This window comes from Mesorhizobium sp. M1B.F.Ca.ET.045.04.1.1 (genome assembly GCF_003952465.1).
Lineage (GTDB): Bacteria > Pseudomonadota > Alphaproteobacteria > Rhizobiales > Rhizobiaceae > Mesorhizobium > Mesorhizobium shonense.
In genome coordinates this window covers 3435278-3451500 of record NZ_CP034448.1, presented here as the reverse complement: position 1 = coordinate 3451500, position 16223 = coordinate 3435278, and the positions used below count along the sequence as shown (strand labels likewise).

The 16223-nt window shown below is 62.5% G+C and carries 19 protein-coding genes and 1 pseudogene; 8 read left to right on the top strand and 12 right to left on the bottom strand.

Going from position 1 to position 16223, the window contains the following annotated elements; translation table 11 throughout:
• Nucleotides 1–1085 precede the first annotated feature (1085 nt).
• Nucleotides 1086–2034 (top strand): IS630 family transposase gene (locus EJ071_RS16870; RefSeq protein WP_126097617.1). Its coding sequence is split into 2 segments (ribosomal slippage): nucleotides 1086–1421 and nucleotides 1423–2034, totalling 948 coding nucleotides; the frame shifts between segments, so codons are not numbered across the junction.
• A 128-nt stretch (nucleotides 2035–2162) separates the two neighbouring features.
• Here the strand turns inward: EJ071_RS16870 and EJ071_RS16865 are convergent.
• From EJ071_RS16865 to EJ071_RS16835, 6 genes and pseudogenes are all read right to left on the bottom strand, one after another.
• Nucleotides 2163–2614: pseudogene (locus tag EJ071_RS16865) on the bottom strand (cupin domain-containing protein).
• Between the two features lie 558 nt (nucleotides 2615–3172).
• Nucleotides 3173–3736 carry a DUF4142 domain-containing protein gene (locus tag EJ071_RS16855; protein WP_126098852.1) on the bottom strand — a complete coding sequence of 188 codons (564 nt, stop codon included), beginning with the start codon at nucleotides 3734–3736 and terminating at the stop codon, nucleotides 3173–3175.
• A gap of 98 nt (nucleotides 3737–3834) precedes the next feature.
• A complete protein-coding gene (locus tag EJ071_RS16850; RefSeq protein WP_126098851.1) occupies nucleotides 3835–4590 on the bottom strand; it encodes a DUF899 family protein in 756 nt (251 codons plus the stop codon).
• Between the two features lie 114 nt (nucleotides 4591–4704).
• A complete protein-coding gene (locus EJ071_RS16845) occupies nucleotides 4705–5529 on the bottom strand; it encodes a carbohydrate ABC transporter permease (RefSeq protein ID WP_126098850.1) in 825 nt (274 codons plus the stop codon).
• A gap of 1 nt (nucleotide 5530) precedes the next feature.
• Entirely contained in the window at nucleotides 5531–6445 is a 915-nt protein-coding gene (locus EJ071_RS16840) for a sugar ABC transporter permease (protein ID WP_126102618.1), read from the bottom strand.
• A 95-nt stretch (nucleotides 6446–6540) separates the two neighbouring features.
• Nucleotides 6541–7809: an ABC transporter substrate-binding protein gene (locus EJ071_RS16835; protein ID WP_126098849.1), complete on the bottom strand. Its 1269-nt coding sequence runs from the start codon at nucleotides 7807–7809 to the stop codon at nucleotides 6541–6543.
• Between EJ071_RS16835 and EJ071_RS38540 the strand changes: the two genes are divergently transcribed.
• Nucleotides 7808–7948 carry a hypothetical protein gene (locus EJ071_RS38540; RefSeq protein ID WP_189521496.1) on the top strand — a complete coding sequence of 47 codons (141 nt, stop codon included), beginning with the start codon at nucleotides 7808–7810 and terminating at the stop codon, nucleotides 7946–7948. The genes EJ071_RS16835 and EJ071_RS38540 overlap by 2 nt on opposite strands.
• A 267-nt stretch (nucleotides 7949–8215) precedes the next feature.
• Here EJ071_RS38540 and EJ071_RS16830 read toward each other — a convergent pair whose 3' ends face one another.
• Nucleotides 8216–8713 carry a GNAT family N-acetyltransferase gene (locus EJ071_RS16830; protein ID WP_126098848.1) on the bottom strand — a complete coding sequence of 166 codons (498 nt, stop codon included), beginning with the start codon at nucleotides 8711–8713 and terminating at the stop codon, nucleotides 8216–8218.
• Nucleotides 8714–8780: 67 nt separating this feature from the next.
• Complete coding sequence (locus EJ071_RS16825; RefSeq protein ID WP_126098847.1) at nucleotides 8781–9722, bottom strand: lytic transglycosylase domain-containing protein; 942 nt, start codon at nucleotides 9720–9722, stop codon at nucleotides 8781–8783.
• A 175-nt stretch (nucleotides 9723–9897) separates the two neighbouring features.
• On the opposite strand from EJ071_RS16825, the gene EJ071_RS16820 reads away from it, so the two are divergent.
• Nucleotides 9898–10467: a methylated-DNA--[protein]-cysteine S-methyltransferase gene (locus EJ071_RS16820; RefSeq protein WP_126098846.1), complete on the top strand. Its 570-nt coding sequence runs from the start codon at nucleotides 9898–9900 to the stop codon at nucleotides 10465–10467.
• 3 nt (nucleotides 10468–10470) lie between these two features.
• On the opposite strand, the gene EJ071_RS16815 is transcribed toward EJ071_RS16820, so the two are convergent.
• Nucleotides 10471–10800: a hypothetical protein gene (locus EJ071_RS16815; protein WP_126098845.1), complete on the bottom strand. Its 330-nt coding sequence runs from the start codon at nucleotides 10798–10800 to the stop codon at nucleotides 10471–10473.
• Between EJ071_RS16815 and EJ071_RS16810 the strand changes: the two genes are divergently transcribed.
• The 4 genes from EJ071_RS16810 to EJ071_RS16795 all read left to right on the top strand — a co-directional run bounded on the left by EJ071_RS16810 (nucleotide 10799) and on the right by EJ071_RS16795 (nucleotide 12029).
• The gene (locus EJ071_RS16810) at nucleotides 10799–11062 is read left to right on the top strand and encodes a hypothetical protein (RefSeq protein ID WP_126098844.1); all 264 of its coding nucleotides are present in this window, start codon (nucleotides 10799–10801) and stop codon (nucleotides 11060–11062) included. The two genes, EJ071_RS16815 and EJ071_RS16810, sit on opposite strands and share 2 nt — an antisense overlap.
• Before the next feature lie 12 nt (nucleotides 11063–11074).
• Nucleotides 11075–11287 (top strand): cold-shock protein, encoded by a 213-nt coding sequence (locus tag EJ071_RS16805; RefSeq protein WP_125003642.1) that lies wholly within the window; start codon nucleotides 11075–11077, stop codon nucleotides 11285–11287.
• A 299-nt stretch (nucleotides 11288–11586) separates the two neighbouring features.
• Nucleotides 11587–11787 carry a hypothetical protein gene (locus tag EJ071_RS16800; protein WP_126098843.1) on the top strand — a complete coding sequence of 67 codons (201 nt, stop codon included), beginning with the start codon at nucleotides 11587–11589 and terminating at the stop codon, nucleotides 11785–11787.
• A complete protein-coding gene (locus EJ071_RS16795) occupies nucleotides 11784–12029 on the top strand; it encodes a hypothetical protein (RefSeq protein WP_126098842.1) in 246 nt (81 codons plus the stop codon). Before EJ071_RS16800 ends, EJ071_RS16795 begins: the two co-directional genes overlap by 4 nt.
• Before the next feature lie 301 nt (nucleotides 12030–12330).
• Here the strand turns inward: EJ071_RS16795 and EJ071_RS16790 are convergent, their stop codons facing one another.
• The 3 genes from EJ071_RS16790 to EJ071_RS16780 form a co-directional block, all read right to left on the bottom strand.
• Nucleotides 12331–12939 (bottom strand): glutathione S-transferase family protein, encoded by a 609-nt coding sequence (locus tag EJ071_RS16790; protein WP_126098841.1) that lies wholly within the window; start codon nucleotides 12937–12939, stop codon nucleotides 12331–12333.
• 88 nt (nucleotides 12940–13027) lie between these two features.
• The gene (locus EJ071_RS16785) at nucleotides 13028–13903 is read right to left on the bottom strand and encodes an EAL domain-containing protein (protein ID WP_126098840.1); all 876 of its coding nucleotides are present in this window, start codon (nucleotides 13901–13903) and stop codon (nucleotides 13028–13030) included.
• Nucleotides 13900–14799, bottom strand: coding sequence for an EAL domain-containing protein (locus tag EJ071_RS16780; protein WP_126098839.1), 900 nt, complete (start codon nucleotides 14797–14799; stop codon nucleotides 13900–13902). The genes EJ071_RS16785 and EJ071_RS16780 overlap by 4 nt, the downstream gene beginning before the upstream one ends.
• 205 nt (nucleotides 14800–15004) lie before the next feature.
• Here EJ071_RS16780 and EJ071_RS16775 point away from each other — a divergent pair, with 205 nt between their 5' ends.
• Complete coding sequence (locus EJ071_RS16775; protein ID WP_126098838.1) at nucleotides 15005–16207, top strand: pyridoxal phosphate-dependent aminotransferase; 1203 nt, start codon at nucleotides 15005–15007, stop codon at nucleotides 16205–16207.
• The last annotated feature ends 16 nt before the right edge of the window (nucleotides 16208–16223 follow it).

Sequence of the window (16223 nt, the reverse complement as noted above, 5' to 3'; positions counted from 1 at the left end):
CGTTTACGAACCGGCGAGCTGTGAACTCAGGAAGCTTGATTCAATTTTTGTATAAGATTGATTTCATAACTGCTCGGATTGAGAGCAACGGGGGTATTGAACGCCGATACTTCAGCGAGGCGCGCTTTCTTGCCCCAGAGTTTGCGGATTTTGGATACGAGTGGGAAATACATCCTGCATATCGCTGGGCCTTACAGCCGCAAGACATTCAATCTATTTTGGATGGAATTCAAACTTGAATGTGCCTATCTAACTTTCATAAGCGTTTACGCTGGAGCAAAGTCCGTTCGCTTGGGAATTCAACTCCGGCCCGGCTCTCTTTGATTATCCCGTTTTTCGGATACTTGATACTCTTTAATGAGCATGTTCGAGGTATTCTAAAGTTGAGCTACCCCACTGCAGGGACAGACACGGCTGCGAATGTTGGATTAGCTTTTACTGAGATATCCTCATTTTACTGGACTTATTTCGGACTCCTGTTTTTTGGCATTGCATCTTCGATATACCAAATTGTCTGCTCCGCAGAAGTAAAACAATTTACGTCGTACACAGTATACATAGATTACAAATTCAATACGTTACTGGATGAAGAGGTAATAAATATGTGCGGATTCCTGTTAGATCGAAAAAGCGTGACAGCTGATATTCCTAGAATAGAATCCATACGCGATATCCTAAAGTCATAGGGGTCAAGATCTGAGAGATCAACAAAATATGTCTTATATTCCCATTATATTGAACTGGATAGCGAAAACAATATTTTTATGATATTGTGTTTTTACCTATATGCAATTGGGTTAACTCTGTTGGCGATCCCAACCATAGTTCTTACCTGTAAAGTGCTGCGTGAGGTATTCTAGGGGTTCGCAGTCATTTGCCGTCGTCTGTGAGTTTGAGCAGAGTTTCGCAGGCCCCTTCGCCCCACCCCGCCACGCTCGCCTGACTTCTCTCTGGGGAGAGGAATACCAACGCCGGCGTCTTCCTCCTGTCCCTAGAGCGGTTCAAGATTTGACGGAATCGGAAGGGATTCCCGATTTGTCGGATTTGTGATTCAAGATGCTGGCTGGAATGGAGGCCAGCATCTGATGACGCGACCTCTTTCGAATGATCTTCGCGAACGGGTTGTGGCGGCGGTTTTGCGTGGTGAGAGCCGCCGGTCGGCGGCCAAACGGTTTGGCATTTCGGTTTCGGCGGCGGTGAAGTTGTTGCAGCGCCATCGGGCGACTGGTTCGGTTGCTCCAGGCAAGATGGGTGGACATCGCAAGAGGGTGTTGGAGCCGCACCGTGCCTTCATCGCGGCCCGTCTACGTGAGACGCCGCATCTGACGCTGCACGGTCTGAAGGATGAGTTGGCCGCTCGCGGGGTCAAGGTTTCGCATAACGCAGTGTGGCAATTCCTGCGCCGCGAGGGGCTGAGCTTCAAAAAAAACGTTGTTCGCTCTTGAGCAGGCACGCGCCGATATTGCCCGAAGGCGCCAGCGATGGCGATCCTGGCAGGCCGGCCTCGATCCGCAGTGCCTGGTTTTCATCGATGAGACCTGGATCAAGACCAACATGGCTCCGCTGCGTGGCTGGGGGCCGAAGGGCAAGCGGCTGCGCGGCTTGGCTCCGCACGGCCACTGGCGCACGCTGACTTTCCTGGGCGCGCTGCGCTGGGATCGGCTCGCGGCACCTTGTGTCTTCGACGGACCGATCAACGGCCAATGCTTCCGCGCTTATGTCGAGCAACAGCTCATCACTGTCCTTAAGCCCGGCGATATCGTCATCATGGACAATCTGGGAAGTCATAAGTCGGCCGCCATCAGGCAGATGATCAAGGCCGCCGGTGCCAGGCTTTGGTACCTGCCGCCCTACTCGCCGGACCTTAATCCGATCGAGCAGGCCTTCGCCAAAATCAAACACTGGATGCGCCAAGCTCAGAAACGTACCGTCGAGGACACCTGGCGTCACATCGGTCACCTCGTCGAAACCATCGAGCCAGCCGAATGCAAGAACTACTTCGCAAACGCAGGCTATGCTTCCGTCAAAACGTGAAAGACCCTAGCTCGGAGAAAGGTGGCCGCGAAGCGGCCGAATGAGGAGTCAGCGCCAACTCGGCGATTGCCCATCCTGCCGCCGCGCGAACGCCAGCACAGGTCAATAGGCCAGGGCGCCTTCGGCTCTCACCCCTGCCTCGGATACGCCCTCCCATCCTTATGCAAAAACCTTCCATCCGAACTCGGACTCATCATGTCGATGTCGGAGCAGGTGATGACATCGTCCGGGTTGTGCGAGCCGACTTCCAGGTAGCGCGCCGTCACCGACGAGCGGTTGATCATGTGCAGTTGCCGCTGTTCTTGGCGAAGGCAGCACTATCGCCTGCCCTGAGCAGCGTTTCGCCGCCGTCCTCGACCAGCGTCAGCTCGCCCTCCAGCACAGCTCGTCCTCATGGCTGTGCCAGTGGCGCTGGCTCGACCAGCCGCCCGGCGGCAGCGTCATCAGGTTGACGCCGAAATCCTTCAGGCCGCCGGTATCGCCAAGGCGCTGTCGGGTGCGCGGCGCAGAGCTGGTCGAAGGGCGCGGGGTAGCCGGAGCCTTTGTGGACGGGGACGGCGGATAGGTTGATTTTGGGCAATGGAACCCCTCCCGGATTGGTGTTGATATTCCGGCCTGCCTGCAGCCTGCGCAACTGTTTCGACTTCCTTCCGAATGTCGGCGCTGCCCCTCATCTGCCTGCCGGCATCTTCTCCCCGTAGAACGGGGAGAAGGGGCTGGCCGCGACGCCGGCACCATTCTACAACGCTGGTGATTGGCGAAACCATCGGCGCGAGCGTCTTTCTCCCCGTCACTATACGGGGAGAAATGCCCGGTAGGGCAATGAGGGGCAGCGCCGGCGTTTGGTGGTGACAGTTTACCAAGGTCGGCCCCTTGAAAATTAGCCGAAGCAACTCGAACGTCGTCATCCACGGGCGGAGCGGGAGCGAAGCGGACGCGTAGACCCGAGGATCCATTCCGTTACCTCGCGCAAAGGGTGCAACGGAGCAGAATTCTGGATCGTAGAAACGCCTCAACGTCACGGAATGGATTCTATGGTCTGCGCGCGTCGCTTCGCTCCTTGCTCCGCCATAGAATGACGACGAACCAGACCTCGGCATGCCCCGAACGAGCGAATTTGCGTTCCTCGCGGACGCCCTCACCCCTGATGCGCCACCGCCAGCTCCTTCGCGTGCTTCTCGTGCATCTTCAGCACCGGCAGCGTCTTCTTGGCGAATTCCTTCAGCGCCGGGTCGTCGCCCGATTTGGCATAGGTGCTGAACAGCGCGACTGTGTCCTTGTGCGCGTCCAATTGCATCCGGATGTATTTCTGGTCGAAATCCTTGCCGCTCGCGCTCTTCAATTCGCCGAGCAAGTGCTGCTCCTTCGGCTGCAGCGCGGGCCCGGGGGGCTTGATCGAGGCGGTCGTCTGGCCCTGGCTCATCGCCGCCTTGAAATCCTCTCCGGCCTTGGTGTGGTCGGCAATCATCCGGCCGGCGAAGGCCTTGACGTCGTCCGACGCGGATTTCTCCTCAGCCAGCTTGCTCGACTGGATCTCGAACTCGTTGGCGTTGGGCACGGTGCTGACGAATGTCTGCGTATCGACCTTGTTCTCGGTCACCATGGGGCCGACCGCATCCGGGCTGGCATTGTCTGACTGGGCAAGGGCGGCCGGCGCGCCGGCAAGCAGCGCGACGGCGGCCAGGGGCAGAAGCGTTCTCATCTGAAGTCTCCGATCCGGAACAGCCCCTCGGACACCCAACGCGGCATCGGCGTCGGGGTTGCGCCGAAATCGGCCCGCCGCAACCCGCCCGCTTGCCGTCAGTGGCAGGATGCTTCGGCGGCGCGTTCTGAATATTGCAGCTGCTCGTGCCAGTCCGGGCGGCCTTCCGGCGTGAAATCCATCAGGTTCCACAGGATCTCGCATGTGCCGATGGCGCGCGGATCCTGGCCGGGCTCCGTCGGCGCGAAGCCAAGCTCCGACGACCAGAAATGACGGATGCCGTCGTCGTCGCGGCGGAACACCGAGAGCAGCGGTATCTGCGCGCCGTCGGCGGTCTCGGAATTATAGTCGCGCTTGAAACTGTTGCCGGCCGACGAGACGAGCCGCATGTTCTTCCAGCCGCGGTCGCGGCCGAGCGCCGTCAGATTGTCGAGCGCGGTCTTGGCCACCACGGCGAAGTTGAAGCCCGCCGCCTCGAGGTGGCCGACGGCGCCGTCGAGCTGGTCGAGCAGCGCAGTGCAGGACGGGCATGGCTGGTCCTGCCTGGCGAGCTTCGCGGTCTCGCCGCTCGCCGCCACCGCGCGCGTTTCCTGCGGATGGCGCGGGAACATCATCTGGTAGAGGATCAGCGAGTCCTTGCCCGGAGCGAAGAGATCTGACAGTCCGATGCGGATCGCCTTGCCTTCGCCGTCCAGCCCATCGAAGACATAGTCCCGCGGCACCAGCCCGCCCGGCGGCAGGGCGCGTCTGGCCGAGGCCACGGCTTCCATGGCGCGGCGCAATTCGATTTCCTTTTGCAGCAGTTTTTCACGAGCGGCGCGATATTTGGCGGATTCGTTGGGAAAGGTGATCATGGGCTTTCTCCTTGGCCGTCGCGCCGGCGTCCCGGCGCGGGTTGCACTACGACCGAAGGACGTATCGTCCCGGCTGCTTCCGACATTTTTGCGCGTGCCGCCGCTGCTTTCTTTCTAGCCTTTGACGCCGCCGGCGGTGAGGCCGGAAACGATCTTGCGCTGGAAGATCAGCACCAGCGCCACCAGCGGCACGGTGACGATCACCGACGCGGCCATGATGTTGCCCCAGGGGATCTCGAACTGCGAGGTGCCGGAAAGCAGCGCGATCGCCACCGGCACGGTGCGCTGCGCATTGTTGGAGGTGAAGGTCAGCGCAAACAGGAACTCGTTCCACGCGCCGATGAAGGCGAGCATCCCGGTCGTCGCCAGCGCCGGCCACATCAGCGGCAGGAAGACGCGGGTGATGATGATCCAAGGTGTGGCGCCGTCGAGGATTGCCGCTTCCTCGATCTCGATCGGCAGGTCGCGCACGAAGGTGGTGAGCACCCAGACGGTGAACGGCAGAGTGAAGATCATGTAGGAGAAGATCAGCGCGATCAGCGAATTGTAGAGGCCGGCCCAGCGGATCATCTCGAACAGGCCGGCCAGCACCGCCACCTGCGGGAACATCGAGACCGACAGGATGGCGAGCATCAGCGCCGAGCGGCCGCGAAAACGAATGCGCGCCAGCGAATAGGCGGCGGTGACGCCGAGCAGCAGCGAGATCAGCACGACGGCGCCCGAGACGACCAGCGAGTTCACCAGGTTGCGCAGGAAGGTGCCTTCGGTGAGCACGTTCCGATAGTTGGCGAGACTGATCGTCTGCGGCCAGAGGCTGGCCTCGAAGAGCTCGGTTCCCGATTTCAGGCTGGTGACGATGGCGTAGTAGAACGGAAAGACGGCGATGAAGACGATTCCCGCCACCAGCAGATAGAAGGCTGCGCGCTTCAGGATTTTCATCTCAGCGGCCTCCATCCAGGCTGATCCTGGCGATGCGGATGTAGGAAATGGTGAGCAGCGCCAGGATCAGGAACAGCAGCGTCGAGGCGGCCGAGCCATAGGCGAACTTGTCGAACTCGAACAGGTTTTCGCGCGCGAACACCGACATCGACTTGGTCTGCACATTGTTGGGCGTCAGCACATAGATCAGGTCGAAGATGCGCAGCGCATCGAGCGCGCGGAAGATCACCGCCACCATCACCGCCGGGCGGATCAGCGGCAGGGTCACGCGCCAGAAGATCTGCCACGGATTGGCGCCGTCGAGTTTTGCGACCTCGATGATCTCGCGCGGCAGCATCTGCAGTGCCGCAAGGATCAACAGCGCCATGAACGGCGTCGTCTTCCAGATGTCGACGATCAGCACCGCGACCATCGCCGTGTCGGCGCTGGCGGTCCAGGCGATCTTGGCATGGATCAGCCCGAGGTTGAGGAGCACGACATTGATGATGCCGAACTGGTCGTTGAGCATCCACTGCCACATCTTTGCCGAGACGATCGTCGGGATCGCCCATGGAATGAGGATCGCCGCCCTGACGAGGCCGCGTCCACGGAACTCGGCATTGAGCACCAGCGCGACGATCATGCCGAGGATGGTCTCGGAGATCACCGAGACCGCCGTGAAGCGCACCGTGTTCCAGACCGCCCGCCACCACACCGGATCGACGAGCAGCCCGTCATAGAGCGTCCGGCCGCTCGGCATGCTCAGCATCGAAAAATAGTTGGCGAAGCCGATCCATTGGCGGGCGTCGAGGTCGGAGAGCGAAGCGTCGGTGAAGCTGAAATAGACGGTCCGGATAAGCGGCCAGCCGGCGACGGCGGCAAGCACCAGAAGCATCGGTGTCAGGAACAGCCACGCCGAGCGTACCCGCTGCGTCATCAGCCGCGAGCGCGGACGCCGGGCAATGGCTGTTTCAGGCGCTCGTTCTGTTTTGCCGCCGCGGATGCCCGAGCCAGCTTCTGCCGGCGTCGCGGTCACCAGCCGCTGCCCTTCAGCTTGGTCAGCGTCACTTCGAGATCGGCGAGGTTGTCGGCGGCGCTGCCTTCGCCCGACAAGGTCTTGTGCACGGCGGTCCAGAATTGGCTCGAGGCCTCGTTGTACTTGATCTTCACCGTCGCCGAGGGTCGCGGCGCCGCGTTGAGGAAGACTTCTTTCCAGCGCGGGATGATCGGCTGCTCCTTGGCGATGTCGGCATCGTCATACAGCGCCTGGATGGTCGGCAGGTTGGAGGTTCTGAGCGTCCGGTATTTCTGCATCTCGGGCGAAGCGATGAACTTGACCATGTCGATCGCCGCGTCCGGGTTCCTGGAGTATTTGGAGACCGCCAGGTTCCAGCCGCCCAATGTCGCGACCGGCCGCGCGCCCTCGCCCGTGCCGGCCGGCAGCGGCGCCACGTCGAACTTGCCCTTGATCGGCGCGTCCGCGCCGTTGCCCAGCGCATAGGCATAGGGCCAGTTGCGCATGAACACCGCATTGCCGGTCTGCCAGACGCCGCGCGATTCCTCTTCCTGGTAGGCGAGCACGCCCGGCGGCGAGATGGTGCCGATCCAGCCCTTGACCATGTCGAGCGCGGCCGCCGCCTTTGGGTTGTTGATGGAGACGGTGCCGTCCGGCTCGATGATCTGGCCGCCGCCATTCGACATCACCCATTCGAGCGCATCGCAGGTCAGGCCCTCATAGGCGTTGCCCTGGAAGACGAAGCCCCACATGTCCTTGTTGCCGGCGGCCCGTTCCTTGTCCATGACCAGCTTGGCGGTATCGGCCAGTTCCTTCCAGGTGGTCGGCACCTTGGCGCCGTATTTGTCGAGGAGGTCCTTGCGGTAATAGAGCGCCGGCGCGTCGGTGAAGATCGGCAGCGCCACCAGCTTGCCATCGACCGTCTGCGACTGGATGATCGACGGGAAATGCTTGGCCACGACATCCTTGGTCGCCGCGGTCAGGTCGACAAGCTGGCTGGCGAGCTGCGGCGCCCAGATCACGTCTGTCTGGTAGACGTCGATGTCGGTGTTTCCGGCGGCGAGCCACAGCTTGTACTGGCCGAACTGATCGGTCGTCGACGGCGGCATGACGACGATGTTGACCTTGTTGCCGCTCTGCTTCTCATACTGGTCGAGTATCTCGCGCAGCACCTTGATGCCGCTGCCGGTGTCTCCCGACACGATCGACAGGTCGACGGCTCGGGCTGGGGCCACCGCCAGCATGGTGGCGGCCGCAAGCGCAAGAAAGGCGTGGAAAAGCTTCATGGCGGTGGACCTCCCTTTGGAGCCGGCGACGGAGACTGCGCGCGTCGATCAGATGCCCACCCAGCATTTGAATGCGGGGCGCCGCTTTGGGTTCCAATATGAGCCGTTCAGCATGGACCAGCGGCATGTCGGTTCCTGACCGAAGCGCGCAAGAGTGCAATCTGGCTGGATTGGTGAGCGGATTTCAAACCAAAGCGGGCGGGCTCCGAAACCCCCGCCCCGGAGCCCGCCTTGGAGTGGCTGACGCATGCCGGCACAGCCTCCTCCGACGCCTTGCCAGCGTCGATCCGCCGATCGGCCGCCCGGCACGACGACGCATTAGCATGTCCTAACGTCAGCCTGTGTGAAGCGGTTCACAATCCTCGCGCGCATTCGGTCGCGAAACTTTCGGCAGACGCCGAAGTGGCTAGCCTTCCCAGGCGACCGGGATCATGCCGAGCCGCTCATAGAGCCTGAAGGCAGCGGCGTTCTTGACCGTGTTGGTCTTGAGATCGACACGGGCGGCGCCCCTGTCGCGGAAGGTCAGGAACACATGCCGCATCAGCGCCTCGCCGATGCCGTGCCCCCGGGAGTCCGAGTGGACGGCGAGATCCCTGACGAAACCGGACGACCAGCAAAGCGCCGCGCCGGCCAGCAAGCCCTTGCCGTCGATGACGAGGAAACAGAGGTCCGTATCGAACTCGGTATTGCCGAAGATGCGCGGCCACCAGTCCTCGAACGGCCCGTCGGCGCCGTCGTCGAACACCTCTTGCAGCAGCGCATGCAAAGCCTGCGCATCCCGGTGCTCGAACGAACGCATGACGAAGCCTTCCGGCCAGTGCGGAGCCGTCAGCGCGTCGTCGAGGCTCTTGCGAAGGCGGATGTCGTTGGGCGCCGGCGGGCGTGGACCTTTGTTTTCATGCATGGCGCTATCCCAAGAGGCTGGGCACTCCTGGGGATCCGCATCGGGGGATCTGCATCGGGCCGGATGCTCAGGCGCCTGGCTGCAGGCGGCGGCGGTCGACGCCGAGGCCCGTCGCATCGAGCAGGCCCTTGCGCTTGGCGTCGTAATAATAGCCGGTCTGGTAGAGCGTGTCGGCCCGCTTGGCATTGCCGCCGGAGACCAGCCAGGCGCCGCGCAGGTATTTGACCGCGTATTTGAGATTGGTCTCGGCGTCGAAAAGGCCGCTCGCCGGCCCGTCATAGCCCATGCCGCGTGCCGTAGCGTGCTTGATCTGCATCAGCCCCCAATGGCCGTGGTTGTAGGCTTTCGGGTTGAAGGTGCTCTCGCGGTTGACGACATGGCGCACCAGATCGACCGGCACTTCGTAAATCACCGAATATTTCTCGATCAGCCGTTCGATCTCGGCGCGCGGGCCGCTGGCGTGTTGCTCGGGCTGGCCCGGCTGGGCGAGCAGCGCCGGGTTCTGCGGCACCACGTAGGCGGCCTGCTCCACGCCGGGCATGGGGGCCACCTTTGCCGACTGGCCGGTGACCGGCATGGCAACGCCGGCGTTCTGATAGACGGCCGCCTGCTTGAGCGAACCGGGGCCGGTCGGCGACGCGCCGGCCATCAGCACCGGCGGCGGCGGAAACTGGCCGGCGACCGGTGTCGGGCCTGCGAACGCGGCGGGTTGCGCGGGCGGCGGAAGTGCTGCGCCGGGCTCCGCCGGCGGCGGCAACGGCGTGCCGGCGGCTGCTGCGGCGGCGTCGCCGGTCAGCGCCGCAGTTTGCACCTGCGCGAGGCCGGAAGGCTCCGGCAGCACGGCCACCGTTTCGGGCAGCGCGACGGTCGGTGTGTCGTCCTCAACGGCCGGCGTCGAGGCCGCCGCAAGCGCGGGCGTGGCCTTCATCTGCGAGGTCGAGGTGCAGCCGGTGAGGCCGGCAGCGGCAACGAGCACGCCGATCGCGGTGAGGATGATTTTCGCTGCCAAGCCCTGCAGGTCCGATTGTCGGTTGTTAAAAAGTCCTTACACCAGCGATTCCAACCGGGCAATCGGGGCCGGTGTGCGGTTTTCGGGTGGCGAGACTCGGAGCAAACTGCAATATTGTTCCCTATCTGTACTTGAGATGTACCCGTTTTTCGCCGTTTGCGGAAAGGAGCGCACCATGCAAAACGCATCACCGATCACGGCCGGCCACGCAGTGTTAGAAACAGTGATCGGCTTCATGGGCATTGCCTGGAGCGAAAAGGGCCTGACCCGGCTCTGCCTGCCCGAACGCAGCCGCGACGCGGTCGAGCGCCGGCTATTTCGCCATGCCGGCGTTTCAAGCGCCACCGAGCAGCCCAAGTGGGTGGTCGAATTGATCGCGTCGATCAAGGCCTATGCGGCCGGGGAGGATGTCGATTTCTCCGCCGTGCCGGTCGACCTCGACGGCGTCGACGATTTCCGCCTCACCATCTATGACGCCGCGCGCAAGCTCGGCTTCGGCGAGATCACCACCTATGGCGAACTGGCCAAGCGCGCCGGCCATGCCGGCCTCGCCCGCGAAACCGGTGCTGCCCTCGGCGCCAATCCGGTGCCGCTGGTCATCCCCTGCCACCGCATCCTTGCCGCGGGCGGCAAGATCGGCGGCTTCTCGGCTCCCGGCGGCTCCGCCACCAAGGAGAAGATGCTGGTCATGGAAGGGGTGCGGGTCGGCCCGCCGCCGGCCGCGCAGGCCTCGTTCGGATTCTGAGCCTCAGTGACGCGGGAAAAGGCGGCGCCGGAAATGCCGATCGAAATCCGGCCGCTTGCAGACGTAGACGGGACAGGACTTGGTGTCGGCGCTCGGCACATAGGCCCTCGACCTCACCTCGCCCATATTGCAGAAGCGCTCGTCGCGCACATAGCGGTCATAGAGCGGCAGTCCCGGCACGCGCGTCGACTGGTAGCGCAGGATGACGGCGCCCTGCCTGGCAATCGTCGCCTGCACCCTGCCACAGCTCATGCGTGTCGGGTCGTAGCGCGAGACGGCCTGTGCCTCGGCGGCCACCAGCGTCAGGCAGGCGGCAAGCAGAATTTTCTTCATGGTCCTCACCCTCGACAGCGAGCGCATCTTCCCTCCACAACGCACGCCTGGCCGCAAAACTTCCACGCGGATTGAGAGCCCGTTGCACGCTATCGCGGCACAAGTGGGTAACGCCATCTTGTTTTCGTCCGCGAACCATATTATATCCGGCGCATTGAATTTGGCCGATCGATCGGGCCTCGCGATCTTCGCGTTTGCTGACGTCTCCAAAATTTCGATACCGCCGGCCGGGCTTTGGTCCGGTCAAACGAAGCAAATGTGAAGGATATTCTAAATGGCAACTGGTACGGTCAAGTGGTTCAACGCCACCAAGGGCTTCGGCTTCATCCAGCCCGACAATGGCGGCGCGGACGTTTTTGTCCACATCTCCGCCGTCGAGCGCGCTGGCATGACCACCCTCGTTGAAGGCCAGAAGATCAACTTCGAGATCGAGCAGGACCGCCGCACCGGCAAGTCCGCTGCTGGATCTCTGAGCAAGGCAGCCTGATTTGGCTTAAGCATTTTGCAGCCAGGCGTTACCGCTTGGCGCCGCAAAAATGCGAGTAAGTAGGGCGCGCACTGGGCGACAGCCTGGGGCGCGCGGCAAGTCACGGATGTACTGACGGTCGTGCGATAAGCGCGCCGGAGCGGAAGGGCCCGACAAGCCGAAGCAGTAGATTGCTGCCGGCCCGGCCCCAACGCTCCCGATCAGGCTACCGGCACAGGAAGGCGGGCATTGTCCCGCCTTTTTTGTTGCCTATATCGCCGCCATTGGCCTCGTTGGGCCAACTATGGTATTTGCTGGCCATGACCAAGCTCGAACAGATCGAAAAGTCCGTCGCCGAACTAAGCCCCGAGGACCTGAAGGCATTTGCCACTTGGTTCGAGGAGCTTCAGGCTGACATGTGGGATAAGCAGATCGAAGCCGACGCGAAGACGGGTCGGCTGGACAAGCTTGCAGCGCAGGCTCTGGCCGATCATCGCGCAGGCCGGACCCGGCCTCTGTGAACCACTTTGCCGCCCCTTCTTTTTGGGACGCTTACGACAAACTACCTAAAGCAATCAGGGTGAAGGCGGATAGCAGCTTCGCCAAGCTACGCACGGATCCGTTTCATCCTTTCAAGCGGGTTGGACGTTACTGGTCGGCGCGAGTTGACCTCGATTACCGCGCTGTTGCGGTCCGCGATCAGGACGATATGGTCTGGTTTTGGATCGGCACCCACTCCGAATATGAACGCCTTTTGAAGTAGCCGGCAGCGAGGCTACCGGCACAGGAAATCGTTGCCCCGCCCTTTATTCTGGTGATTGGCGAAATCGGCGAAGCTGCTTCCTTCTCCCCGTCTCTATACGGGGAGAAGTGCCCGGCAGGGCGATGAGGGGCAGCGCGACGGTTCGGGATAAGCTTCGTTTGCTCCGCCGGAATCCAGACAAAAATCAACGCGAGTGGCCGACGCCGCCCCTCATCTGGCTGCCGCCATCTTCTCCCCGTATAGAGACGGGGAGAAGGACGCTCTCATCGAAGCTTTCGCCAATTTGCCGGCGTGGCATGTCTCAAGGCTGCCAGTCCAGCGGCACGTGCCCCTTGTCCGCCTCCACCCGCTTCAGCCACTCCACCACCGCCGGATAGGCGTCGAGTTGGAAGCCGCCCTTCTCCGCCGTGTGGGTATAAGCATAGAGCGCGATGTCGGCGACGCTGTAGGCGCTGCCTGCGAAGAACGCGTTCTGTTCCAGATGCCTGTTCATCACGCCGAGCGCCTTGTTGCCGCGCTCCAGCGTCTGCGCCAATCGTTCCGGCGTGGCGTCCTTCGCCCTCTCCGGAAATGTGAGCAGCGCCTTGCGCACCGCGATATAGGGCTCGTGGCTGTATTGCTCGAAGAACAGCCACTGATAGGCCAGTCCCCGCTCATATCTGTCGGCCGGCAGGAAGCGCGTGCCTTCGGCGAGATAGAGCAGGATGGCGTTGGATTCGGCGATACGCCGGCCATCGTCGAGCTCGAGCAGCGGCACCATCGCGTTCGGGTTCTTGGCGACATAGTCGGCCTTGCGCGTCTCGCCGGTATGCGAGCTCACCTCGATACGGGTGAAGGGAATGCCGAGCTTTGCCATCAACAGACGTGGCTTGTAGCAATTGCCGCTGTCGATCATGTCATAAAGTATCATGGCCCCTCTCTTCGTGCGTTGAGCGATCGAGAAGCCTCTAACGCGCCTGCGCAGGTCTCATCCAGTGATTTGTTTTTGGGTGAAAACATCAGCGGCGCTGATGCAAAGGCACGACCTTGTTGTCCATGCCAAGCAGCGCGTCGATCGAGAGCGGCTCTTCGTTGAAGATCGTGCCGGCGAGCGCCGGGCGGGCAAGATGATATCCTTGCAGGAGGTCGACGCCACCGTCCAGCGCGACCCGCAGATGCGTGGCCTGCTCGATGCCTTCGACCAGCACCTTGGCGCCGCGGTCGTGCAGCATCGAGACCAGCGGCCGGAAGAATCGTTCGGCGGCGGCATGACGGCAGAACTCGGCGAACCAGCCGCCGTCGATCTTGACGATGTCGGGCGACAGCAGGCCGATGCGCGCTTCGGTCGAATGTCCGGTGCCGAAATCGTCGACGGCGATGCGGATGCCGTCACGTCTCATCTCGCGCACGAGGCTCGCGAGCACATAGTCGTCGGCCGCCTGCTCGGTGATCTCGCAGACCAGCATGGCCGGCTCAAGGCCGAAATCGCCGAGGCGCCTGGTCATAAGGCGTATCTCGGCCAGCGCCCGCCCGAGGTGATCGTTGATCATCGGGTCGTAGTTGAAGAACAGCGTGAGCCCATCGACGCCGATGTTGCGGTAATTGCCGAGATGCAGCATCCGGCACATCGTCTCAACGAACAGCCGGTCCGATGCCGCGACGCTGTCGAAGAAAACCTGTGGTGCAACGGGCGTTGCGACGCGGCGCGGCTCGATCAACGCTTCGACGGCGACAGGTTTGAGCGTCCCGCCCCGCGGCGCGAAGATCGGCTGATAGGCGCTCCACAGCCTGAACTCGCCATAGACGCCGAACTGGATGCCGATCTCGTCGGCGAAGATCGCCTCGGCGACGTTTCGCCGCCTTTCGGGGCGCCGCCTGTCGGGCCGCACAATCATGGCGTCACCTTGCGCCCAAAGGCCCTCGCCGGCCGCGACGGCGGCACCGGAGCGGGACTGGCAGCGACCGTGGCCCTGCTCTCCTCGGCCGTGGGCACCTGCACGCTCTTGCCGAAAACGCGAAAACTGGTCGGGGCGAGTTCCGGCCGGGCGAGCACATAGCCTTGTACCATCGAAGCCCCGGACTTCTCGGCGAGCTCGAGCTGCCAGCCTTCCTCGATGCCTTCGAAAACCGTGCGGATGCCCTGGCTTTCGAAGCTCTTCACCATCGCGGTCAGCAGCGCAAATCCGGCCCCGGACTCCATGAGCTGCGTAATCCAGTGGGCGTCGAACTTGACGATGTCCGGCTTCAACTCCTTGATGCGGTTGATGTCGGAATCGTCGGCGCCGTAGTCGTCGACGGCGATGTGGAAGCCGTTGGCGCGCAGCGCTTCGACAAAGCTGTAGAGCGTCTCCTGCGAAGCCGACTTCTGCTCTGTGACCTCGCAGACGATGCGGCGAGGATCGATTCCGGCCTCGTGCAGCACCAGGCGCATGTCGCGCAGCGCCTTGTCGGCAATGGCGCGGTCGGTGAACACCGACGGATCGAAATTGACGAAGATGGATGCCTCTTCCGGCAGACAGGCGCCGGCATTCAGAAGATGCAGCGTCCTGGTCAGCGCCTCGATATGCAGCCGGTCGCCCGCAGGGCAAGTGCCGAAAAAAGCTCCCGGCGATTGCGGCTCGCCGTCGCGGAACGGCCGGATCAGGCCCTCGAAGGCGGCAACCGAAAGCTTGCCTTCGTTGAAGGCGAAGATCGGCTGGAAGGCGCTTTGCAGCGTGTAGATGCCCCAGACACCGGTGGAGGTGCCGTCATCATGACGGATGATATGGGCAAGCCCGATGCTGCGCGACAAAGGTCCCTCGCTCCGCCAAACCGGCGGAATTCGATCTGCGATCCTGCCAGCCAAGGGTTTACCGGTCGTTGATGAAATTATAATTGCCGCTCACGCCCCCTTGACCTCTGGATCATCCGACAATGCTTGCGCTAGGGCCGATGATGCGACATGAGAGGCGCCGCGGCCGCTCCTGGCCGCGCCATTCTCTTGGAGACGCTCTGTCATGGCCTTTCTTGCCGACGCCCTTTCCCGCGTGAAGCCTTCCGCGACCATCGCGGTGACGCAGAAAGCGCGCGAGCTGAAAAATGCCGGCCGTGACGTCATCGGCCTCGGCGCCGGCGAGCCGGACTTCGACACGCCCGACAACATCAAGAACGCGGCGATCGACGCGATCCGTCGCGGCGAGACCAAGTATCCGCCAGTTTCCGGCATCGCACCGCTGCGCGAGGCGATCGCCAAGAAGTTCAAGCGCGAGAACAATCTCGACTACCGGCCGGAGCAGACCATCGTCGGCACCGGCGGCAAGCAGATCCTGTTCAACGCCTTCATGGCGACACTGAACCCCGGCGACGAGGTCATCATCCCGCGCCCCTATTGGGTGAGCTACCCGGAAATGGTGGCGATCTGCGGCGGCACGTCCGTTTTTACCGACACCTCGATCGACAACGGCTTCAAGTTGACGGCGGAGGTGCTGGAAAAGGCGATCACGCCGAAGACGAAATGGCTGCTGATGAACTCGCCGTCGAACCCATCTGGCGCCGCCTACACGGAGGCCGAACTGCGCGCGCTGGCCGACGTCCTGCTTAGGCACCCGCATGTCTGGACGCTGACCGACGACATGTACGAGCACCTGTCCTATGGCGATTTCGTCTTCAAGACCATCGCCGAGGTCGAGCCGAGCCTCTACGAGCGCACGCTGACCATGAACGGCGTGTCGAAAGCCTATGCCATGACCGGCTGGCGCATCGGCTACGCCGCCGGGCCGGTGGCGCTGATCAAGGCGATGGACATGATCCAGGGCCAGCAGACCTCGGGCGCCTGCACCATCGCCCAATGGGCTTCCGTCGAGGCGCTCAACGGCCCGCAGGATTTCATCGCGAAGAACAAGGCGATCTTCCAGGGCCGGCGCGACCTCGTCGTGTCGATGCTCAACCAGGCGCGCGGCATCACTTGTCCGTCGCCGGAAGGCGCCTTCTATGTCTATCCGTCCTGCGCGCAATTGATCGGCAAGAAGACCAAGGCCGGCAAGGTCATCGACAGCGACGAGGCCTTCTGCTCGGAGCTGCTCGACGCCGAGGGTGTGGCGGTGGTATTCGGCTCGGCCTTCGGCCTCGGACCGAACTTCCGCATTTCCTACGCGACGTCGGACGCGCTGCTGGAGGAAGCCTGCACCCGCATCCAGCGCTTCACCGCGTCGCTGACCTGACCGGCAACGCCGCCAG